This window comes from Trinickia sp. LjRoot230 (genome assembly GCF_964253315.1).
In the GTDB taxonomy this organism is placed as follows: Bacteria; Pseudomonadota; Gammaproteobacteria; order Burkholderiales; family Burkholderiaceae; genus Trinickia.
Window position 1 is genome coordinate 3,815,571 of the sequence record NZ_CAXUQX020000001.1, and the last position, 19,948, is coordinate 3,835,518.

A 19,948-nucleotide genomic window follows, 5' to 3' on the forward strand; every position below is an offset into this window, starting at 1 on the left:
CTTGTGAAAAGCGCGTTGCGCGCTTATTCGAGCGGCCAGATTTCGCGGCTCACTGCTCTTACCGCCTGGGCCGATTCGAGCTCCAGCGCGTCCAGCGCGCGCTGCCGGCACAGTTGATAATCGAGGCGGCGCACACGCGCCTTGATGTCGGGCACGGTGCCCGGATCGACCGAAAGCTCGGTCACGCCGAGCCCCACGAGCAGCGGGGTGGCCACCGGGTCGCCGGCGAGCGCACCGCATACGCCGACCCACTTGCCATGCTTCGCGGCACCGCGCGTCGTCGCCTCGATCAGCCGCAGCACGGCCGGATGCAGGCCGTCGGCCAGGGCCGCGAGGTCGGGCTGGCAACGGTCCATCGCGAGCGTGTATTGCGTGAGGTCGTTGGTGCCGATCGACAGGAAATCGGCATGGCGCGCGAGTTGATCGGCCAGCAATGCGGCCGACGGCACTTCGATCATCACGCCCACTTCGATCGGCGCCGTGCGGCCCGCGGCGCGCGCGAGTTCGTCGATGTGCTGGCGCAGCAGCATCAGCTCGTTCGCATCGGTCACCATCGGCAGCAGAATGCGTACCGTGCCGTGCGGTGTCACGTCGATGAGGCCGCGCAACTGATCGTCGAGCAAGTCGGGGCGCAACTGCGCCAGCCGCACGCCGCGCAGGCCGAGCGCCGGGTTGACCTCGGGCGGCAGCGTCAGGTAGGGCACTTCCTTGTCGGCGCCGACATCGAGCGTGCGGATGATCGCCGTGCGGCCTTCCAACGCATCGACGATCGATTGATAGCTCGCGCGATGCTCTTGCGCATTCGGCGCCTTCTCACGGTGAATGAAGAGCAGCTCCGTGCGCAGCAGGCCAACGGCATCCGCGCCGTTGTCGACGGCTGTGCGCGCGTCGTCGAGCGTCGCGATATTGGCCGCCACTTCGATGGCGCGCCCATCAGTCGTCGTCGCCGCTTCCTGCGACACGCGCCGATTCGCCTCCCGCACACCGGCCAGGCGCTGGCGCTCGTGCCGCGCACGTTCGACGTCAAGCGCCGTCGGGGCAAATTCGATACGGCCCGCGCTCGCATCGACGACGACTTGGGTCTCCTCGGGAATGGCGTGCAGCGCGTCCCCCACCGCGACGAGCGCCGGAATGCCGAGTTGCCGCGCGATGATGGCCGCATGCGAGGTGGCACCGCCGCCGGCCATCACGAGCGCCACCACGCGGGTGCGGTCGAGCGAGGACAGATCCGATGGCGTGAATTCGGTGGCCGCGAGCACCGCTTCCGCGGGCAATGCGCGCGCGTTTTGGCGCCGATAACCGAGCTCGTGCAGCACGCGCTTTTCGATATCTCGCAAATCGGCCGCCCGCTCGGCGAGCAGCAGGTCTTCGACGTTCGCCAACACACCGATTTGTGCGCGAATCGCCTCGCGCCATGCAAAGCCGGCGCTCTTGCCGAGACTGATCAGATCGCGTGCGGTATCGATCAGCGTCGGGTCTTCGAGCAGCACGCGATGCACGGCAAAAATGCCGGCTTCGCCGACCGCGCCGCGCCGCGACGCATCGCGAACCGTCGTGTTCAGTTGCGCATCGACAGCGGCCAGCGCGCGGTCGAGCAGGCGGCTTTCCGCTGCGGGCGTACCGCTCGGCAACTCGGGCGGCTCGATTTGCGCATCGTCCCAGCGCACGAGCGTGCCGACCGCGATGCCCGGTGCCGCGCACACGCCGGCCAGCGTGTTCGGATCGAGCGGCACGCCGGCCGCGCGCACCGGCTGACGAGGCGCGGGCGAGGCCACGCGTGCTGGCGTTTCCTCGAGCTCTCCATGCACCTCGCGCAGCAACTCGCGCACGACGGCATCGACTGCCCGCGCCGCATCGGCGCCAACGCCGCGCACTTCCACTGTCGCGCCCTCACCGGCTCCGAGCCCCATCAGCCCGACGACACTGTCGACGCTCGCATGACGCGCGCCGTGCCGCAGCTCGACGCGAGCGTCGAGCCCGCGCGCCGCTTCGCGCGCGCGTGCCGCCGGTCGTGCATGCAAGCCGCCCGCCAGTGCCAGCGTGATCTCGCGCGAGACCTCATGTGCCGAAGGCTGAGCCGTCGCGGCGGTTTCGGTTTTGGTTTCGCTATCGTGCGCAGCAGGCGTCTTCGCGTCCGAACCGGCTTTGCGGCGCAAGACGAGCAGCCTGTCGCCCACCTTGATCATCGGACGGCCTGCGGTGCTCGCCCGCTCGACGACATCGAACACATCCGAGTTCGCCACCGCGATGACGGACACGAGGCTCGGCGCCTGCATCGCGACGAAGTCCTGATCGAATTCGATCAGCAGATCGCCAGCCTTCACCTGCGCGCCTTGCGCGACTTTTGCCGTAAAACCCTGGCCGTTCAACTCGACGGTATCGATGCCGATATGAAGCAAAATCTCCGCGCCGCCCGCTGTTTGCAGCGTCAGCGCATGGCTCGTGCGTGCAAGGTGCGTCACGACACCGTCGCACGGGGCAACGAGCCTGCCCTCGAGCGGGTCGATGCCGATGCCGTCGCCGAACATGCCGCTCGAGAAAACGGGGTCCGGCACCTCGGCAAGCAGCACAACCGGGCCGCTCAGCGGCGCCAGCAAGACGATTGCGTCCGGGTCCTGGGTTGGGCCCATCAATCGGGACTTCTCAGCACGTTCCATCCGAATTCTCGCTCAGTGGGTTTCGGTGATCTTGTTCAAGTAGCGCGGTTGATCGGGGTCGCGCCCGCGCGCCGCGGCAAGCGCCGCAGCCATCATGTAGAACGACTGCACTGCCGCAATCGGATCGAGCGCGACATGCCCCGTCGTGGCGAGCGGCAGGTTGGCCTCGGGTACGTCGGCGGGTGCCGCGAGCAGCACGCGCGCACCGCGCTCGCGCATGTCGGCAGCGAGTCGCACGAGGCCTACCTGTTCCGGGCCGCGCGGTGCGAATACCAGCAGCGGATAGTCGCGATCGATGAGTTCCATCGGCCCGTGACGCACCTCGGCACTCGAAAATGCTTCGGCCTGAATCCCCGATGTCTCCTTGAGTTTCAACGCAGCTTCCTGCGCCACCGCTAGCCCGAGACCGCGGCCGATCACGATCATGCGCTCCGCGCCGCGCAGCGTGTCGACGGCCGGCGACCAGTCCAACATCGCCGCACGGCCGAGCACTGCAGGCAGTGCTCGCAACGCGTCGAGCAGTTCGGCATCGCGCTGCCAAAACGCCACGAGCTGCGCCGACAGCGACAACATCGCGATATAGCTTTTCGTGGCGGCGACCGAACGCTCCGGCCCGGCCAAAACCGGCAATTGCCATTCGCAGGCCTGCGCCAGATCGGATGCCGGCGAGTTGACGCACGACACCGTGCGCGCGCCGGCGCGGCGCAGCGTCGTCATCGTATCGACGAGATCGGGGCTCTTTCCCGATTGAGAAAAGGCGATGGCTAGCTCGCCGGCCACGCGCAGCGGCGCCGCTTGCAACGTTGCGATCGACATCGGCAGCGAAGCAACAGGCACACCGAGGCGGCTCATCGCGAGGCTCGCGAAATAGCTGGCGGCGTGGTCGGAACTGCCGCGCGCAACCGTCAGCGCAACGTGGCACGGCTTATCGGCGAGCACCGCCGCGAGCGCTTCGACCTGCGTCGTATCGGCCCATTGGGCCGCCACAGCGTCGCGCGCGGCAAGGGCCTCGTCATGCATATTCGACAATCATCTCTCCTTCGACGTAAGTGGCAGCAAGCGTCAGATCGCGCTCGAATACGACGATATCGGCCCAGGCGCCGCGCACGAGACGTCCGCGGTCTTCGATGCCGAGATAGTCGGCCGCATAACGCGACATGCGATTCGATACATCCTCGAGCGGCAAGCCAATCGACACCAGATTGCGCAACGCCGCGTCCATCGTCAGCGTGCTGCCGGCGAGCGTGCCGTCGGCCAAGCGCACACCGCCCAGACATTTCGTCACATGCTGGCTACCCAGGCGGTACTCGCCATCGGGCATGCCGGTGGCCGAGGTGCTGTCGGTGACCACGTAAAGACGCGGGATCGCGCGCAGCGCGGCGCGAATGGCGCCCGGGTGCACATGCAGCAAATCGGGAATGATCTCAGCGAACTCCGCATGTGCGAACGCTGCACCGACCAAGCCCGGGTTGCGGTGATGCATCGGCGACATCGCGTTGAACAAATGTGTAAAGCCGCAAGCGCCGTGCTTGAGTGCCGCCACGGCGTCGTCATAAGTGGCCAGCGAGTGGCCGAGCTGAACGCGCACGCCCCTCGCGGCCATCTCGGCAATGATGTCGATATGCCCGGCAATTTCCGGCGCGAGCGTGACGACACGAATCGGCGCAATCGACAAGTACTTGAGCACTTCGTCGAGCACCGCCGACACCGCTGCGTCGGGCTGCGCACCGAGCTTGCCGGGGTTGATGTACGGCCCCTCCAGATGCACGCCGAGCACGCGCGAGCCGCCCGGCGTGCGCACCCGCGCGACGTTGCCCAAGCCTGCGACCACCGTCATCAGTTCGTCGCGCGGGGCTGTCATCGTCGTGGCAAGCAGGCTCGTCGTGCCATAACGGGCGTGAGTGCGCGCGATGGTCTCGATGGCCGGGCCGCCCTCCATCACATCGGCGCCACCACCGCCGTGAACATGCAGATCGATGAACCCGGGCAGGATGAACGGACTGTCGTTGGTCGCCGGATCGGCGCGCGCGCCATCGAGCGCAGCGATGCGACCGTTTTCAAACTGGAGCGTGCCGTGAATCCAGCCGTCGGGCGTCAGAATGTTTCCGTTGAGCATGGGATAAGTCGGTTTCGGTGATGCGAGAGGCGACGAAGGATCGTGCACACGAGCGATGCCGTCTGGCTCCGGCTTAGGCGCCGGTATTGAACTGACGGTTGGCAAGCGCCGTGCGATAGGTTGCAAAATTGGAGCCCATTATATAACCAGCGTAGTACCAGTCAATTTAAACTACGAGCCTTCGCAACTGGACCGGCGAGCCTTTATTTTCAATGGATGCAGCGATTTTTGGTGATCAGACCGGGCTGGCTGGCATATCAGGATTTACCCGTATCGGATAACGAAGCCAGCACCACTGCGAAATATAGTAGGAAAAATAAGTACCGGTGTAGTACCAGTCAGCCGATCGAGCGAGACGCGGTCATCAAGCATCGGACACCATCGGAACGCGAACGTAGGCGCGCTCGAATCGGCGCGTGGCGACTACGCACCCGTGCGGTGCTGACGGCGCCGACACACCGTTAACATGATTGCGCGCCTCTTGCGCCCCTGCCCTTTTTGCTTCGTTGGATCGATTGCCGGGCACCGTGCGCGTCGACTTTGTCTCGGTCTCACTTACCCAGGAGGACTCGTGATGATTCGCCATCTCGCTTCGACGATGCGGCAGTATGGTGTGGCCCTGATCTGCTGTGCGCTCGGTGGGCTCGGCATGCTCGCCTCAAGCAATGCAGCAGCGGCGTCATGCAGCGATTTCGATGTGAAGGTGTCGCTGCTGCTTCAGCAGAACACCATGCACGGCACGTTGTGCCTGCCTGATGCCGGTACGACGGACACGGTGATCGTCATGGTGCCGGGCGCGACGTACAACCATGCGTATTGGGACTTCCCGTACGAGCCGCAAATCTATTCGTTTCGCAACGCGATGAACGCTGCCGGCTATGCAACGGCCACGGTGGACCGGCTCGGCACGGGCGCGAGCAGCAAGCCAGTGCTGGCAGCGACGCTAACCGCCGCCGCGCAAGCAGGTGCCGTGCACGAGGTCATTCAGGCGCTGCGCCATGCCAGTATTGGCGGGCATGCGTTCAAACGGGTCGTGTTGGCGGGCCACTCGCTGGGGTCGGCCATCACCATTGCGGAATCGGCCACGTTTCATGATGTCGACGGAACAATCGTCACGGGTTTGACGCACAAGATCAACGCGGCCACGCTCACCACGTTTTTCGCGACATCGGCCTATCCGGCCACGCTCGATCCACAACTATCCTCGCGCGGCTATATCGATCCGACTTATCTGACGACGCGGCCTAACACGCGCTTCCAGGACTTCTATAGCCCCGGCGCGGCCGACCCCGGCGTCCTGCAGACCGACGAGGCAACCAAGGACGTGTTCGCGACGACCGAAGCAGCGGACGCCGTAGGTGTCGACGTGATACTGCCGTACTCCGCGGGGATCGCCTCGCCGGTGCTGATCGCTATCGGCGGCGTCGACTCGTTCTTCTGCGGCGCGCTGTCGGCGGACTGCTCGAGCTCGACGACGGTCCTGGCTGGGGAGCGACCGTATTACAGCGGCTCGTCGTGCGTGCAGGCTTACGTGCTGCCGGGCGCCGGCCACGACATCAACCTGAACCCGCGCACGCAGGAGTACCAGCAGGCCGTGCGTGCGTGGCTCGACCGGCTGGTCAAAGGACAGTTGCAGTCGTGTTGAGCCGGCATGCAATGCATGTTCAGAACGACGGGACCTCGGCGCCTTTGAACTCGGTTTTCAGGTACTGACGAACGTCGTCGGACTGATACGCGGCCACGAGCTTTTTGACCCACGGCTTGTCTTTGTCCTGCGTGCGCACGGCAATCAGATTCGCGTAGGGGCTGTGGACGTCTTCGCGCGCGATGGCATCCTTGGTCGGGTCGAGGCCCGCTGAGAGCGCGTAGTTCGTGTTGATCACAGCGGCGTCGACGTCGGCGAGCGAGCGCGGCAGTTGCGCGGCGTCGAGTTCGACCAGCTTGACCTTCTTCGGGTTCGACTCGACATCGAGCGACGTGGCGTTGGTGCCGTTTGCCCCGGCACCCGTCTTCAGCTTGATGATGCCTTGCGCCTGCAGCAGCAACAACGCGCGGTTCTCGTTCGACGGATCATTCGGCAGCGCGACCTTCCCGCCTTGCGGCAGATCCTTGAGCGATTTCAGCTTCTTCGAATAGATGCCGATCGGCGAGATATAGGTCGACCCCACGTTGACGATCTTGTAGCCGCGCTGCTTGATTTGGCTATCGAGATACGGCTGATGCTGGAACGCATTGGCATCAAGATCGCCGGCATCGAGTGCGGCGTTCGGCTGAACGTAGTCGTTGAACTCGACGAGCTTGATGTCGAGCCCTTGCTTTTCCTTGGCTATTTTTTGCACGACGTGCCACGTCTGCGAATCGGGGCCGCCGATCACACCAACGCGGACAGTCTTGTCGCCGGCATAGGCACCGGTGCTCGTGACGAGCGCGGTGCTCGCGGCTGCGGCGACCAGGAAGAGGGTTTTGATAAAGGTACGGGGAAGCGTTCTAGTCTGCATGGAAGCTCGCTTTCTTGATTGGCAAGAGGTCAGAAACGGGGAAGCCATCCTCTCACACGCGCGCGGCGATGAGAAATACGATGATGGCATATGAATATGCGACGCCTCAGCCGAGCAGCAACTTCAGATCGTGCACCCATGGGCCTACGCCCTGTCCGTCACGCGCATAAAGGCGCAGCTTGCCTTGCGGATCGAACACATAGCTCGCGGCAGTGTGGTCCATCGTGTAGCCATCGGGTGTCTTGCCCGCCACCTTGGCATAGTAGACGCGGAAGTCTTTCGCGAACGCAGGCAGTTGCGTTTCGGTCGGCCGCAGGCCGATAAACGACGGATTGAACGCGCTGACGTATTGCGCCAGCACTGCGGGCGTGTCGCGCGCCGGATCGACGGTGACGAAGAGCACCTGCACACGTGCGGCGTCGGTGCCCAATTGCTGCATGGCCTGCGAGAGCTCGGCCATCGTCGTCGGGCAAACGTCGGGGCAATGCGTATAGCCGATAAAAAGCACGACTGCTTTGCCCTTGAAGTCGGCGAGCGTGCGCGTCTTGCCGCTTGTATCGGCGAGCTGGAAGTTCGAGCCGAATTGCTGGTTGCCGGTGATATCGAGGTTTTGGAAGGCCGGGGTGTCGTTGCAGCTGGTCAATGCAAGCGCGGCGCCGGCCGCACATACGGCAAGCGCCGTGCGCGCGCGGCGCACGAGCAAATTCATAAACATGGCAAACCCGTCATGCGCCGATCAGCGCGCGCGCGTAATGATCGACGAGCAGCGCGGCAAACAGCAGCGAGAGATAGATGATCGAATAGCGAAAGAGCTTGCGCGCGAGCGCGTCCGAATAACGTCGGTAGATCTGCCACGCATAGGCGAGAAAAATCGCACCGAGCAATACCGCCGCGCACAGATAGGCGACCCCGCTCATGCCGGAGATGAACGGCATCAGCGCGACGACGAAGAGCACGATCGTATAAAGCAGGATATGCAGCCGCGTGAACTGCTCGCCGTGGGTGTTCGGCAGCATCGGCAAGCCGGCGTTTTCGTAGTCTTTACGGCGATAAAGCGCCAGCGACCAGAAATGCGGCGGCGTCCATACGAAGATGATCAGCACGAGAATCCAGGCGTCACCGGGCACCGCGCCCGTCACCGCGGCCCAACCGAGCGCGGGCGGCATCGCACCCGATGCACCGCCGATCACGATGTTCTGCGGCGTGGCCGGCTTGAGCAACAGCGTATAGATGACGGCGTAGCCGACGAAGGTCGCGAGCGTGAGCCACATCGTCAGCGCGTTAGTGAACGTGTAAAGCGTCCACATGCCGAGCCCGCCCAGCACGGCGGAAAAAAGGAGGATCTGTGTGGTCGTGATTTCGCCGCGCGCGGACGGACGCCACGCGGTGCGGCGCATCATCGCGTCGATCTTTTGCTCGACCAGGCAGTTGATCGCGAACGCGGCACCGGCGAGCAGCCAGATACCGACGGTTCCGCCGATCAAGACTGTCCACGGCACCATGCCGGGCGTCGACAAAAACATACCGATTACCGCGCAAAAAACCGCGAGCTGCGTCACGCGCGGTTTCGTGAGCGCCAGGTACTGCGAAAACCGGGAACCGAGGCTATGGGAAAGCGTGGTGGTGTCCATGGGGAGTCACGCAGGGGCGGCGTCACGCGCGCCAATGGCGGCGGGACGGCAACGGCTGGAAGCGGTTCGAAAGTTTAGCATAACGACGAGCAGCAGAAGGACCGCCGCGCCGCCGTTATGCGCCACGGCGATCGGCAGCGGCCATTGCAGCACGATATTCGAGAGCCCGGTGGCAAACTGCAGCGCGAGCACAGCCAGCACGCCGTTTGCAGGGCGCGTAAGCGAGGTGAAGCGGCGCAAGCGCAGTGCCAGCCAGACGAGATACGCGATGACGACCGCGGCGAAGGTACGGTGCGTCCAGTGAATCGCGACGAGCGCATCTTGCGTGATGACATCGCCATCGCTCGTCATGCCGAGCGCGCGCCACAGATGAAAGCCGTGCGTGAAATCCATCGGCGGAAGCCATTGCCCATTGCAGGTGGGGAAATCGGTACAGGCGAGCACCGCGTAGTTAGTGCTGACCCAGCCGCCGAGCGCGATTTGAACGACCAGCAGCGCGAGCCCGGCGACAACCGCGGCGCGGTAGCGCGTCACGCCGGGCTCGTGAACCGGGACCGGAGTCAGGCGCGCGGCAAACCAGCCGAGCGTGCCGAGCAAGGTCAGCCCGAGCAGCAAATGCGTGGTGACGATGATCGGCTGAAGCTTCATCGTCACGGTCCAGGCGCCGAAAATGCCCTGCACGACGATCAACAGCAAAAGTGCGCTCGGCCACCAGGGCGAAACGTCGAGCATCTGGCGCTTGCGGCGCGCTGACCACGCAATCACGGTCTGCGCGATGATCAGCACGCCGATCGCCATCGCGAAATAACGGTGGGTCATCTCGATCCATGCCTTCATCATGCTGACGGGCCCGCTTGGCAGTGCCGCGTGCGCCGCCGCGATTTGCGCGTGCGCGATGAACGGCGAAGCCGTGCCGTAGCAGCCGGGCCAATCAGGGCAGCCGAGCCCCGAATCGGTCAGCCGCGTGAAGCCGCCGAACATGACGAGGTCCAGCGTGAGGAACGTCGTCACCCACACCAGCTTGCGAAATTTATCGCCGCTCGACTTCACCCAGACGTAGCTGAGCGGCAACAACGCAATGCAAAGACCGATCAACCCCAATTGCATTAAAAACATTTTGGATTCCTAACGAAGCGGTATGCACTCGCTTCATCATGTTGGCCACGTCAACCGATGCTCGACCATTTCAGCAATTTCGTCACATCGCCCTTGATCTTGCCCGGGTTCGGGTCTTTCGGAAAACGCATCATCAGATTGCCGTTCGGATCGACGAGATAGATGTGATCGGTGTCCCGTGTGCCAGCGTCGACCGGCAGCCAGGATGCCACCGTCGCCGGATCGGCGACCAGCATGCGCGTGTCGGGGTAGGCAGTCTTGATGGCATCGGCAACGGCGTTCGCATCGGTGCGCAGCCAGACCATGACGATGCGTTGCCGCTCGCCCGCCTGCGTTGCGCGCACCTGCCGCATGAAATAGAGCTTCGTTGCACAGTTTTTGTCGCAGGCGCTCGAATCGACCGAAATCATCAGCCATACGCCGCGCAGCGAATCAAGCTTCATCGGCTTGCCGGCCTCGTCGGTCACGATCAACGAAGGCGGGATTGCGCGCTGCGGCTGAACGAGCGCGCCGTAGTTCGTCGTGCCTTGGCTCGGCTTAAAGACGTAGTAGGCGAGATACGAGGCGATCACCGGCGCGGCGCTGATCAGCGCGAGCAGCAGCAGGACCCACCGGCCGCGCTGCCAGGAGCCGCGTGGAGGCTGTGGATCGGGAGATAACGGAGAGGATGACTTCGACAAAACGTAGAACCTCTTCAATCTTCAAATCGGCTTGGTTGCGGCGCGGCGCGCTGCATATAAACCAAACCCGAGTGCAGCAACGGCCATCGCCCACCATTGGAACATGTAGCCGTAATTGCGTTCGACGCCCAGTGTCGGGGCAGGCCAGTCGCGCACGAGCGTGTCGCCGCTGTCGTTCGTTTGCTGGATAACGAATGGTTGCAGCGACAGCCCGCTCTCGGCAGCATACGCTGCGACATCGAGATTCTGGCGGATCGACTGATGCGCGGCCGACCCGCCTTGGCCCAACTCGAACGCGCGAGATGCATCGGCACGCGCGATGCCTTCGATCCACATATCGCCACTCGGCGTGGTGTACGGCGCCATCGCGGTACGCACATCGGCATTGCGCGGCAGCCAGCCGCGATTGACGAGCACATAGCCGCCATCCGCCAGTTGCAGCGGCATCACGACGTAAAAGCCCGGCTGATCGCGGTAGGGACGATTGTCGAGATAGACCACGCGCTCCGGCATGAAACGCCCATAGGCGCGCACGCGATGATATTCGATCGACTGCGCGGCAATAGGCGTTTTCGTTACCGTTTGCGGCGCGGCGCTTTCGAAGCGCTCGATGCGCGCCTGGATCGCCTCTTTCTGATGCGCGCGGTCGAGTTGCCAGAAACCGAGCCGGATCGTCACCGCCATCGCAAGCAGAATCAGCAGCGCCGGAAGAAGACGAAACTTCATACGGTGCCCGCGCCGCAGCCGTTACGCGCGGGTGCGATAATTGCGCGTATCGTTACGCCATTCCGGTTATTCGTTGATTCCATGCACTTCATCGTCGCTATCGCTTTCGTCCTAATTATCGCCAGCATGGTATCGGCGCTGTACTTCATGATGCACGACCGGGGCCGGACGAAGCGGATGGTATGGTCGCTCGCCGCGCGGGTCGGCTTATCCATCACGCTGTTTCTGTTCATCCTGCTCGCACACTGGCTTGGCTGGCTTCCGTATAGCCAAGTGCCGCTCGGCCGCTGATCTCACCGCGCACTTAAAAACGCAAACGCCGCCCCGATCGTCTCGTAGGCGGCGTAAAAAGCCGGCGTCTGCTGCCGTCTCGCGGTATCGCAGTGTCGCGCACCTTGCGCGAGCGCCGTTGCCCTGCTCGTTACAGCCAGTAGACGACGACGTACAGCCCAAGCCACACGACGTCCACAAAGTGCCAGTACCACGCCGCGCCTTCGAACGCGAAGTGGTGATCGGCTGTGAAGTGGCCTCTGATCAATCGGACGAGCACCACCGACAGCATCGTGCCGCCCAGGAACACGTGAAAACCGTGAAAGCCGGTCAGCAGGAAGAACGTCGAGCCGTAGATGCCGGAGGCGAGCGTCAGGTTCAGTTCGTGGTAGGCGTGAAAGTATTCGAAGCCCTGCATGAACAGGAACACCATGCCGAGCACGACCGTCGCGGCAAGCCACGCAATCGTTTTGGTCCGGTGGTTTTCGCGCAGCGCATGGTGAGCCACCGTCAGCGTGGCGCCCGAGCTCAGCAGCAACGCTGTGTTGATCGTCGGCACCGGCCACGGCGTCATCGAACGGAAGTGGCCCGCGAGCGCCGCCGGACCTCCGTTCGGCCACACCGCGCTGAAGTCCGGCCAGATCAGCTTGTAATCGAGGCTACCTAACTGATGCATCGCAATTTCGCGCGCATAGAAAAGCGCGCCGAAAAATGCGCCGAAGAACATCACTTCGGAGAAGATGAACCAGCTCATGCTCCAGCGGTACGATGAATCGACACGCTTGCCGTACATGCCGCCTTCCGACTCGGCAATGGCGTCGCCGAACCAGTGCCACAGCACGAACAGGACCCACAGCAGGCCCAGCAGCATCGTATAGGGCGCCCACGATGTCTCGTTAAGCCAGAGCCCCAACGAGCCGAGCATGACCAAGAGCCCGATCGACGCGGTGACCGGGTGCCGGGACGGATTCGGCACGAAGTAGTACGGGCTCTCGTTTTGACCGCTCATTATTGATTCTCCACATCAGTCCAAATAGTTGATGGAACGAGCGCTGTTAGCGCTTCACTCCCGACTCCGTCAGCCCACCACCAGATGCACGATCGCGATTAACCCGCCGATGAAGAGCGCAGCGGCGATCAATGCCGCGACGATCACGTGCAACGGATTCAACTGCGTCGCGTCCGCGGCATGATCGCGGCTTTTGCGTACGCCGAAGAACGACCACAGCACCGCCTTCATCGTCCTTGCGAAACTGCTCTTGCCCCCGTCTTGCTCCACGTTCGGCACCTCTTTAACGGGACAGCCACTGTTTGACGACGGCGCCCAGAAAAAAGGCGGCGACGATGCCGATCAGAATGAATGCAATCCGCCGGTTGCCGGCACGCACTTGCGCCGGTGATCGTCTTTTTTGTGGTTCGAGAGTCATGCCCTGCTACCGTTGCACCCGAGCCGCCATCGAGACCGGCGGCTCGCAGCCAAAGAAATCACTCGACCGTCGGCGGGTTCTCGAACGTATGGAACGGAGCCGGGCTCGGCACCGTCCATTCGAGGCCCGTCGCGCCATCCCACGGCTTGTCGGCCGCCTTCTCGAGTTCGCCGCTGCCGCGATAAGCCGGCAGCACCACGGCGAACAGGAAGTACACCTGCGCGAGGCCAAAGCCGAACGCACCGATCGTCGCGACCTGGTTCCAGTCCGTGAATTGCGCCGGATAGTCGGCATAGCGACGCGGCATGCCGGCGAGACCCACGAAGTGCATCGGGAAGAACGTCAGGTTGAAGAAGATCATCGTCGCCCAGAAGTGGATCTTTCCGCGCGTTTCGTTATACATCCAACCGGTCCATTTCGGCGCCCAGTAGTACCACCCCGAAAAGAGCGCGAACAGTGACCCCGCGACCAGCACGTAATGGAAGTGCGCCACTACGAAGTAAGTGCCGTGGTATTGGATGTCGAGCGGCGCCATCGCCAGCATGAGGCCCGTGAACCCGCCCATCGTGAACACGAAGAGAAAGCCGATTGCGAACAACATCGGCGTTTCGAACGTCATCGAACCACGCCACATCGTGGCTAGCCAATTGAACACCTTCACGCCCGTCGGCACGGCGATCAGCATCGTCGCGTACATGAAAAAGAGCTGACCCGTGACCGGCATGCCCGTCACGAACATGTGGTGCGCCCACACCATGAACGAGAGGATGGCGATCGAGGCCGTTGCATAGACCATCGAGCTATAGCCGAACAGCGGCTTGCGTGCGAACGCCGGAATCACCTGCGAGACGATCCCGAACGCCGGCAAGATCATGATGTAGACCTCCGGGTGACCGAAGAACCAGAAAATATGCTGGTACATCACCGGGTCGCCGCCGCCTGCCGCGTTGAAGAACGACGTGCCGAAGTGGCGATCGAACAGCAACATCGTGATCGCGCCCGCCAGCACCGGCATGACGGCAATCAGCAGGTAAGCCGTGATCAGCCACGTCCAGACGAACATCGGCATCTTCATCAGCGTCATGCCGGGCGCGCGCATGTTCAGAATCGTCACGATGATGTTGATGCTGCCCATGATCGACGACGCGCCCATGATGTGCACCGCGAAAATCGCGAAGTCCATGCCGGGGCCCATTTGCGTCGAGAGCGGCGCATAGAGCGTCCAGCCCGCGGCGGTGGCACCGCCCGGCGCGAAGAACGAGCCGACCAGCAACACGGCCGCCGCCGGCAGCAGCCAGAAGCTGAAATTGTTCATCCGCGCGAAGGCCATATCGGCTGCGCCGATCTGCAGCGGAATCATCCAGTTCGCGAAGCCCACGAACGCAGGCATGATCGCGCCGAACACCATGATCAAGCCATGCATGGTGGTCAGTTGGTTGAAGAACTCGGGGCGCATGATCTGCAGGCCCGGCTCGAAAAGTTCCGAGCGAATCATCAGCGCCGCCACGCCGCCCGACAGGAACATCGTGAACGAGAACAGCAGGTACATGGTCCCGATGTCCTTGTGGTTGGTGGCGAACAGCCACCTGCGCCAGCCATGCGGCGTCGCATGTGCGTGGTCATCATGCGCGTGATCGTGACCGGCTACATCGTGTCCGATGCTAGACATGTGAATCTCCTAAAGCAAATGGTGCGGGCATCGACTGTGACGAACTGCGCGACACGTCAAGCCGCCGGCGCGTGATGGGCGCGCGCGTTCTCGACGCGTGCAACGCCTGCTTGCGGCTGTTTCTGCGTACGGCTAGCCTCGACGGCGACCGGCTTGGCAATCGATGCCTGCGGTCCGCTCGCGGCCGCTGCGCCGCTTGCCGCGCCGCTACCGCCCGGCGACGATGCACCGCCAGCGGGCGCGCCCGTCAGGTGATCGTCACCCTCGGGCAGCTTGCCGTTGCGCGCTTCTGTTACTTGGCGTGGCTGCAGCACGTCGCCGGTATGGTTGCCCCATGCGTTGCGCTCGAACGTGATCACGGAAGCGATCTCGACATCATTGAGCGTCTTGCTCCAGCTAGGCATCGCGTTCTTGCCGCTCAGCACGATGCTCACGTGCTGCGCGAGCGGTCCATTCGCGACCTTGCTGCCGTCAAGCGCCGGGAACGCGCCGGCACCCTTGCCGGTCGGCTGATGGCATACGGCGCAATTGGACGTATAGACCTGCTGGCCACGCGACGTGAGCTCGGCAGCGGTATAGGTGCGGGTCGGGTCGTCGTTGCTCGCCGCCATTTTCTTCTTTTGCTCGTCTACCCACTTCGTGTAGTCGTCAGCCGACTTCACTTCGACGACCACCGGCATATAGGCATGCTCCTTACCGCACAGCTCGGTGCAAAAGCCGCGATAGGTGCCGACTTTCTCCGCCTTGAACCAGGTGTCGCGCGCGAAGCCGGGAATGGCATCTTGCTTCACGCCGAACGCGGGCACGTACCACGAGTGCACGACGTCCGCTGCCGTCGTGATGATGCGGATCTTCTGACCGACTGGCACCACGAGCGGGTTATCGACTGCCTGCAGATAGGTATCGCTGATCGGGGCCTGGCCGTTCACTTCGCTGCGTGGCGTGGTCAGCGTCGAGACAAAACTGATGCCGTCGCCGAGGCCCTTCACATATTCGTAGCCCCACTTCCATTGATAGCCGGTCACCTTGATCGTGACATCGGCGTTGCTCGTGTCCTTCATCGCGACCACCGTGCGCGTGGCCGGCAGCGCCATCAACACGACAATGACGAACGGCACGATCGTCCAGATGATTTCGACGGTCGTGCTTTCGTGGAAGTTGGCCGCCTTGTGGCCCTTGGATTTTCGATGCGCGAACATCGAGTAGAACATCACCCCGAACACACCGATGAAGATCACCGTGCAAAGGACCAGCATCATCATGTGCAGGTGATAGAGCTCCTCGGCGAGTTTCGTGACGGGGGGCTGGAAGTTGATCTCGCCGACGGCCGGGCCGCCCGGGCTGTCGCCGACCGCCCACGCGGAGCAAGCACCGACCAGCCCGCTCGCGACCAGCACGCCCATGAGGGCTCGCTTGATTGTTTTCATAGATTCCTTACCCAAAATTTCCATTCAAACCCTCGCCCCTTCGCCGTTTCATCAGCTGCATCGCCGCAGCGAGATACGTAACTCGTTCGCGAACGGCGCGCGTCGATGATGAGCCAGATGCTGCCCGACGACCACCGTCTGCCCGCGCGAAACGAGCGTGATCAGATCGCGCGGCGACGCATCTTGCTCGACCCGCACCCAGCGCGGATTGAATTCGAATCGCGTCAATCGTTCGGCATTCATCTGCTCGACCACGAGCCGGTTCGGAAAGAGCCGAATACGTTCGTAGTCGATTGCGTGGCGCGCGTGGATCACGAAGGCCACGCCGAGCGCCACCAACTCGACACCGGTAAACGGCGCAACGAGCCATGCACCGTTCACTACCAGCAACAGCGCAACCGCCAACGCACTGAGCGCCAAAGACACGTAGAACCATACGAACTGCCGCGGCGATACCGAGCAGTTACGTTTCATGAGCCAGTCCGCAAGGACCGGCTCGGTATCCGTCAGCAGGATCGTCGCCTCCATACGCACCTCCCGCGCCTGCCGCTTGCATGCCAGCCACCCGCATGCCGCCGGGTTTGCCGCCTTGTATCGTGGGGTTCCCAAGGCGACAAACTGACGCATTATAGGCGTGATCTATGGCATCCACAAGCAAACAGCCATCGCCCTGCAACCCAAGCGTGACAAGCCTTTGCGCGCTTTTCGCAGACCGCTGCGGTGCCGTTCGCCACGCACCTCGAACCGTTAGCGAGCATCGATTCGCGACGCAATGAAAGCGTGCCCGCAGCGCTAGCCCGCGCGTCTTCGACCAATATCCTCGATGCGCACGATGCCGTGCCCTTCGGCTGTCGTGCGCGGCACCGCTTTCCACGCGTGCCCGTAGATCACCTCGAACGTGAGCGCAATCGTGCCGTCGTCGCGCCTGCGCGCCTCGAGTGCCGCAGCAAGCGCGTGATTGAGCCGCCGCGTGGCCAGCGCACCGAGCGGGCCGCGTGCGAATGGGTATGCTCCCCAGCGGCGCACATCGGCAAGCAGCGATTCGGGCGAGCGGTAAGTGATCGTCAATGTCTCCTGGTCCATGACCGGAATCTCGAAGCCGCTTTCCACGAGCATATCGCCAAGGTCGTGCATGTCGACGAAGTCGATGATGTGCGGGCGCGCCGACATCCCGTGCGCGGCTTCGACTTCGGCATAGGCGCCACGCAACTCGCGCAGCGTATCCGGGCCAAGCGTGCTGAACATCAGCAAGCCGCCAACCTTCAGCACGCGTTGCCACTCGGGAAAAACGAGATCGGGCCGCGCATGCCAGTGAAGCGCGAGGTTCGACCAGAGAAAATCGAAGGCGCCGTTAGCGAACGGCAGCGCCGCGAAATCGGCTTGAGCCATGCGCGGGCCGTGCGTGCCAAGCGCGCGCTGTAACGGCGCCGGCAACAGGCGCCGCCAACTCGCATCGCCGGCCGCACGCGTCGCCGCGCGCGCCAGCATCGCGTAAGAGAGGTCCGCGCCGAACACGGGCGCGTCGGGAAAGCGCCCGCGCAACGCGGCGAGGTCGTCGCCGGTGCCGCAACCCGCATCGAGCACGCGCGTAGGCTTCGTTACGATGTACTCGAGCCGCTCGCGCATCCGCTGCGCAATTTCGCGCGGCAGGAATGCGACATCCCCAAACTCCGCTGCGCGGCGATCGAAAATTCGCCGCACAAGCCGGGAATCATAGGCCGGACGGCCAGACTTAGCGGGAGTTGAGGACATGGTGGTCGATCTGGCGAAGAGCCCGAAGTATACTCGCTCGCTGCGTCGAGTCCAGCGAGGGGAAAGCCCATGTGCAAGCCCGGCAGTCCACCGTCAATCCGCATTGGCGCGCCTGCAGCAATGCGGATGCGCGAGGCCGCACCGCTCGCGTTTGCCGGGCGATGGGCACGGCGTATTGCGCGCCTTGCTTTGCCCCAAGCCTGCATCTTGTGTGGCGCGTCATGCGTCAATATGTCGCAACGCCCGATGTGTCCCGGGTGCGACGCCGACAATTGGAACGAAGCCCGGCTGCGCTGCCGCGTGTGCGCGATCCCGCTTTCGTTTGTCGGCGCGCGCGGGCGCAGCGGCGAACGCTATGTTTGCGAGCCTTGCAAGAAGACGCCGCCCGCCTTCGAGCGCACTTTCGTACTGGCCGATTATCGCGCGCCGCTCGAGCAACTGGCGGTGGGCTTGAAGTTCGGCGGCCGGCTGCTCGTTGCGCGCGAATTTGCGCATGGGCTGGGCCGCGTTGCCACTGACGAGCTCACGCTCGAGCACTGGCCCGATGTCGTCACACCGGTGCCGCTTGCACATGAACGGCTGGTCGAACGCGGGTTCAATCAGGCGTGGGAGATCGCGAGGCCGCTTGCGCGTGCGCTCGCCGTGCCGGCCGACCCGGCGCTGCTGCGGCGCGTGGCGAACACCTCGCCGCAGTCGCGGCTTGACCTCGATGCGCGGCGGCGCAACGTCGGTGCGGCATTTCGCGTCGAGCGTCCGGTGCACGGCCTGCATCTGGCACTCGTCGACGATGTGATGACGTCAGGCGCGACGCTCGAAGCAGCGGCGCGTGCATTGAAAGCCGAGGGCGCGCGCCACGTGACGAACTTCGTCGCACTGCGCACCGCGAAAGATTGAATTGCGCCGAATCGAACCATCCATCGAACCCAATATCATGTTCAACGTCGTTCTCGTCGAGCCGGAAATTCCCCCGAACACCGGCAACATCATCCGGCTTTGCGCCAATACCGGCGCCCGATTGCATCTGATCGAGCCGCTCGGCTTTCCGCTCGACGATGCGAAGATGCGCCGGGCCGGCCTCGACTATCACGAGTACGCCAACATGCGCGTGCATTCAGATTGGCCTGCCTTTGTTGCCGCCGAGGCGCCGGACCCTGCGCGAATGTTCGCGTTCACCACACGCGGCGCGAGCCGCTTTCACACGCATCGCTTCGTTGACGGAGACTGGTTCGTGTTCGGCGCGGAGACTCGCGGCCTGGCGCCCGAGTTGCTCGATCAATTCCCGGGCGAGCGCCGCGTGCGTCTGCCGATGAGGCCGGGCAATCGCAGCCTCAATCTTTCGAACACGGTTGCAGTCGTCGTATTCGAGGCGTGGCGTCAGGCGGGTTTCGAAGGAGGCGAATGACGGAGCACCTAGGACGGTGAACCGCGGCGCGCCAGTTCGGCCTCGTAAAGCGCATGCATCGCTTGATCGAAACAAGCGAATATCACGCGTTGAAAGCCCGCGTGCGTCGCGACTTCATCGATGACCGCACCGACCGCAATCGATACGGCACGCTCTGCCGGAAAACGATAGACGCCGCAACTGATCGCCGGAAAAGCGATGCTCGTGCAACTAGCCTCGCGCGCAAGCGCCAGCGAGCGTCGATAGCACGACGCCAGCAGTTCGGGCTCGTTGTGCGTGCCGCCGTGCCAGACTGGCCCAACTGCATGAATGACGTGCTTGGCCGGCAAACGATAAGCACCGGTGAGTTTGGCTTCGCCTGTGGCGCATCCGCCAAGCTTCTCGCACTCGCGCAACAGGCCCGGCCCAGCCGCGCGATGAATGGCGCCGTCGACGCCCCCGCCACCGAGCAGTGAGGTATTCGCCGCATTGACGATCGCGTCGAGCGCGAGCGTCGTGATGTCGGCCTCACACGCTTCGAGTTTGCATTCGCCGAGTATCAGCATCGCGCGTTCCTCCTTCGAGCTCGAGCCGCCGC

At 63.5% G+C, this 19,948-nt stretch carries 21 protein-coding genes; 4 read left to right on the plus strand and 17 right to left on the minus strand.

The window, feature by feature from the left end:
* Nucleotides 1-23: 23 nt before the first annotated feature.
* Genes ptsP through nagA form a run of 3 tightly spaced genes read right to left on the minus strand, consistent with a single transcriptional unit; the run spans nt 24 to nt 4,773 of the window.
* The gene (gene ptsP / locus ACSQ20_RS17385) at nt 24-2,657 is read right to left on the minus strand and encodes a phosphoenolpyruvate--protein phosphotransferase (protein WP_436022103.1); all 2,634 of its coding nucleotides are present in this window, start codon (nt 2,655-2,657) and stop codon (nt 24-26) included.
* A 12-nt stretch (nt 2,658-2,669) separates the two neighbouring features.
* Entirely contained in the window at nt 2,670-3,686 is a 1,017-nt protein-coding gene (locus ACSQ20_RS17390) for an SIS domain-containing protein (protein WP_436022105.1), read from the minus strand.
* Complete coding sequence (gene nagA, locus ACSQ20_RS17395; RefSeq protein WP_436022107.1) at nt 3,670-4,773, minus strand: N-acetylglucosamine-6-phosphate deacetylase; 1,104 nt, start codon at nt 4,771-4,773, stop codon at nt 3,670-3,672. Before nagA ends, ACSQ20_RS17390 begins: the two co-directional genes overlap by 17 nt.
* 574 nt (nt 4,774-5,347) lie before the next feature.
* On the opposite strand from nagA, the gene ACSQ20_RS17400 reads away from it, so the two are divergent.
* Entirely contained in the window at nt 5,348-6,418 is a 1,071-nt protein-coding gene (locus ACSQ20_RS17400) for an alpha/beta hydrolase (RefSeq protein ID WP_436023204.1), read from the plus strand.
* A gap of 19 nt (nt 6,419-6,437) precedes the next feature.
* Here the strand turns inward: ACSQ20_RS17400 and ACSQ20_RS17405 are convergent, their stop codons facing one another.
* From ACSQ20_RS17405 to ACSQ20_RS17430, 6 genes are all read right to left on the minus strand, one after another.
* Nucleotides 6,438-7,271, minus strand: a complete 834-nt coding sequence (locus tag ACSQ20_RS17405) for a MetQ/NlpA family ABC transporter substrate-binding protein (protein WP_436022109.1) — start codon at nt 7,269-7,271, stop codon at nt 6,438-6,440.
* 106 nt (nt 7,272-7,377) lie between these two features.
* Complete coding sequence (locus ACSQ20_RS17410) at nt 7,378-7,986, minus strand: SCO family protein (RefSeq protein ID WP_436022111.1); 609 nt, start codon at nt 7,984-7,986, stop codon at nt 7,378-7,380.
* Between the two features lie 10 nt (nt 7,987-7,996).
* Nucleotides 7,997-8,902, minus strand: coding sequence for a heme o synthase (cyoE, locus tag ACSQ20_RS17415; protein ID WP_436022113.1), 906 nt, complete (start codon nt 8,900-8,902; stop codon nt 7,997-7,999).
* A gap of 6 nt (nt 8,903-8,908) precedes the next feature.
* A complete protein-coding gene (locus ACSQ20_RS17420; protein ID WP_436022115.1) occupies nt 8,909-10,018 on the minus strand; it encodes a COX15/CtaA family protein in 1,110 nt (369 codons plus the stop codon).
* 50 nt (nt 10,019-10,068) lie between these two features.
* Entirely contained in the window at nt 10,069-10,698 is a 630-nt protein-coding gene (locus ACSQ20_RS17425; protein ID WP_436022117.1) for an SCO family protein, read from the minus strand.
* 21 nt (nt 10,699-10,719) lie between these two features.
* Nucleotides 10,720-11,424 carry an SURF1 family protein gene (locus ACSQ20_RS17430; RefSeq protein ID WP_436022119.1) on the minus strand — a complete coding sequence of 235 codons (705 nt, stop codon included), beginning with the start codon at nt 11,422-11,424 and terminating at the stop codon, nt 10,720-10,722.
* Between the two features lie 81 nt (nt 11,425-11,505).
* Between ACSQ20_RS17430 and ACSQ20_RS17435 the strand changes: the two genes are divergently transcribed.
* Nucleotides 11,506-11,715, plus strand: a complete 210-nt coding sequence (locus ACSQ20_RS17435) for a twin transmembrane helix small protein (protein ID WP_436022121.1) — start codon at nt 11,506-11,508, stop codon at nt 11,713-11,715.
* A gap of 130 nt (nt 11,716-11,845) precedes the next feature.
* On the opposite strand, the gene ACSQ20_RS17440 is transcribed toward ACSQ20_RS17435, so the two are convergent.
* From ACSQ20_RS17440 to ACSQ20_RS17470, 7 genes are all read right to left on the minus strand, one after another.
* Nucleotides 11,846-12,703 (minus strand): cytochrome c oxidase subunit 3, encoded by an 858-nt coding sequence (locus ACSQ20_RS17440; RefSeq protein ID WP_436022123.1) that lies wholly within the window; start codon nt 12,701-12,703, stop codon nt 11,846-11,848.
* Nucleotides 12,704-12,772: 69 nt separating this feature from the next.
* Nucleotides 12,773-12,934, minus strand: coding sequence for a DUF2970 domain-containing protein (locus ACSQ20_RS17445; RefSeq protein ID WP_436023206.1), 162 nt, complete (start codon nt 12,932-12,934; stop codon nt 12,773-12,775).
* Between the two features lie 52 nt (nt 12,935-12,986).
* Complete coding sequence (locus tag ACSQ20_RS17450; protein ID WP_436022125.1) at nt 12,987-13,121, minus strand: cytochrome oxidase small assembly protein; 135 nt, start codon at nt 13,119-13,121, stop codon at nt 12,987-12,989.
* Nucleotides 13,122-13,179: 58 nt separating this feature from the next.
* Nucleotides 13,180-14,790 (minus strand): cytochrome c oxidase subunit I, encoded by a 1,611-nt coding sequence (ctaD, locus tag ACSQ20_RS17455; RefSeq protein WP_436022127.1) that lies wholly within the window; start codon nt 14,788-14,790, stop codon nt 13,180-13,182.
* Nucleotides 14,791-14,846: 56 nt separating this feature from the next.
* Nucleotides 14,847-16,241, minus strand: a complete 1,395-nt coding sequence (gene coxB, locus ACSQ20_RS17460; protein WP_436022129.1) for a cytochrome c oxidase subunit II — start codon at nt 16,239-16,241, stop codon at nt 14,847-14,849.
* A 27-nt stretch (nt 16,242-16,268) separates the two neighbouring features.
* Nucleotides 16,269-16,745, minus strand: a complete 477-nt coding sequence (locus ACSQ20_RS17465) for a DUF2244 domain-containing protein (RefSeq protein ID WP_436022131.1) — start codon at nt 16,743-16,745, stop codon at nt 16,269-16,271.
* A 264-nt stretch (nt 16,746-17,009) separates the two neighbouring features.
* Nucleotides 17,010-17,969 carry a methyltransferase domain-containing protein gene (locus ACSQ20_RS17470; RefSeq protein ID WP_436022133.1) on the minus strand — a complete coding sequence of 320 codons (960 nt, stop codon included), beginning with the start codon at nt 17,967-17,969 and terminating at the stop codon, nt 17,010-17,012.
* Nucleotides 17,970-18,071: 102 nt separating this feature from the next.
* Here ACSQ20_RS17470 and ACSQ20_RS17475 point away from each other — a divergent pair, with 102 nt between their 5' ends.
* Nucleotides 18,072-18,863 (plus strand): ComF family protein, encoded by a 792-nt coding sequence (locus ACSQ20_RS17475; protein WP_436023208.1) that lies wholly within the window; start codon nt 18,072-18,074, stop codon nt 18,861-18,863.
* Between the two features lie 37 nt (nt 18,864-18,900).
* A complete protein-coding gene (trmL, locus tag ACSQ20_RS17480) occupies nt 18,901-19,371 on the plus strand; it encodes a tRNA (uridine(34)/cytosine(34)/5-carboxymethylaminomethyluridine(34)-2'-O)-methyltransferase TrmL (RefSeq protein ID WP_436022135.1) in 471 nt (156 codons plus the stop codon).
* A gap of 8 nt (nt 19,372-19,379) precedes the next feature.
* Here trmL and ACSQ20_RS17485 read toward each other — a convergent pair whose 3' ends face one another.
* Nucleotides 19,380-19,916 (minus strand): O-acetyl-ADP-ribose deacetylase, encoded by a 537-nt coding sequence (locus ACSQ20_RS17485; RefSeq protein WP_436022137.1) that lies wholly within the window; start codon nt 19,914-19,916, stop codon nt 19,380-19,382.
* Nucleotides 19,917-19,948 lie beyond the last annotated feature (32 nt).

Excerpts from the sequence above, each read along its gene's own strand:
- ptsP (WP_436022103.1), bottom strand. The coding sequence starts at position 2,657 with ATGGAACGTGCTGAGAAGTCCCGATTGATGGGCCCAACCCAGGACCCG.
- nagA (WP_436022107.1), bottom strand. The coding sequence starts at position 4,773 with ATGCTCAACGGAAACATTCTGACGCCCGACGGCTGGATTCACGGCACG.
- ACSQ20_RS17400 (WP_436023204.1), top strand. The coding sequence starts at position 5,348 with ATGATTCGCCATCTCGCTTCGACGATGCGGCAGTATGGTGTGGCCCTG.
- ACSQ20_RS17405 (WP_436022109.1), bottom strand. The coding sequence starts at position 7,271 with ATGCAGACTAGAACGCTTCCCCGTACCTTTATCAAAACCCTCTTCCTG.
- ACSQ20_RS17410 (WP_436022111.1), bottom strand. The coding sequence starts at position 7,986 with ATGTTTATGAATTTGCTCGTGCGCCGCGCGCGCACGGCGCTTGCCGTA.
- cyoE (WP_436022113.1), bottom strand. The coding sequence starts at position 8,902 with ATGGACACCACCACGCTTTCCCATAGCCTCGGTTCCCGGTTTTCGCAG.
- ACSQ20_RS17420 (WP_436022115.1), bottom strand. The coding sequence starts at position 10,018 with ATGTTTTTAATGCAATTGGGGTTGATCGGTCTTTGCATTGCGTTGTTG.
- ACSQ20_RS17430 (WP_436022119.1), bottom strand. The coding sequence starts at position 11,424 with ATGAAGTTTCGTCTTCTTCCGGCGCTGCTGATTCTGCTTGCGATGGCG.
- ACSQ20_RS17435 (WP_436022121.1), top strand. The coding sequence starts at position 11,506 with ATGCACTTCATCGTCGCTATCGCTTTCGTCCTAATTATCGCCAGCATG.
- ACSQ20_RS17440 (WP_436022123.1), bottom strand. The coding sequence starts at position 12,703 with ATGAGCGGTCAAAACGAGAGCCCGTACTACTTCGTGCCGAATCCGTCC.
- ACSQ20_RS17445 (WP_436023206.1), bottom strand. The coding sequence starts at position 12,934 with ATGAAGGCGGTGCTGTGGTCGTTCTTCGGCGTACGCAAAAGCCGCGAT.
- ACSQ20_RS17450 (WP_436022125.1), bottom strand. The coding sequence starts at position 13,121 with ATGACTCTCGAACCACAAAAAAGACGATCACCGGCGCAAGTGCGTGCC.
- ctaD (WP_436022127.1), bottom strand. The coding sequence starts at position 14,790 with ATGTCTAGCATCGGACACGATGTAGCCGGTCACGATCACGCGCATGAT.
- coxB (WP_436022129.1), bottom strand. The coding sequence starts at position 16,241 with ATGGAAATTTTGGGTAAGGAATCTATGAAAACAATCAAGCGAGCCCTC.
- ACSQ20_RS17465 (WP_436022131.1), bottom strand. The coding sequence starts at position 16,745 with ATGGAGGCGACGATCCTGCTGACGGATACCGAGCCGGTCCTTGCGGAC.
- ACSQ20_RS17470 (WP_436022133.1), bottom strand. The coding sequence starts at position 17,969 with ATGTCCTCAACTCCCGCTAAGTCTGGCCGTCCGGCCTATGATTCCCGG.
- trmL (WP_436022135.1), top strand. The coding sequence starts at position 18,901 with ATGTTCAACGTCGTTCTCGTCGAGCCGGAAATTCCCCCGAACACCGGC.
- ACSQ20_RS17485 (WP_436022137.1), bottom strand. The coding sequence starts at position 19,916 with ATGCTGATACTCGGCGAATGCAAACTCGAAGCGTGTGAGGCCGACATC.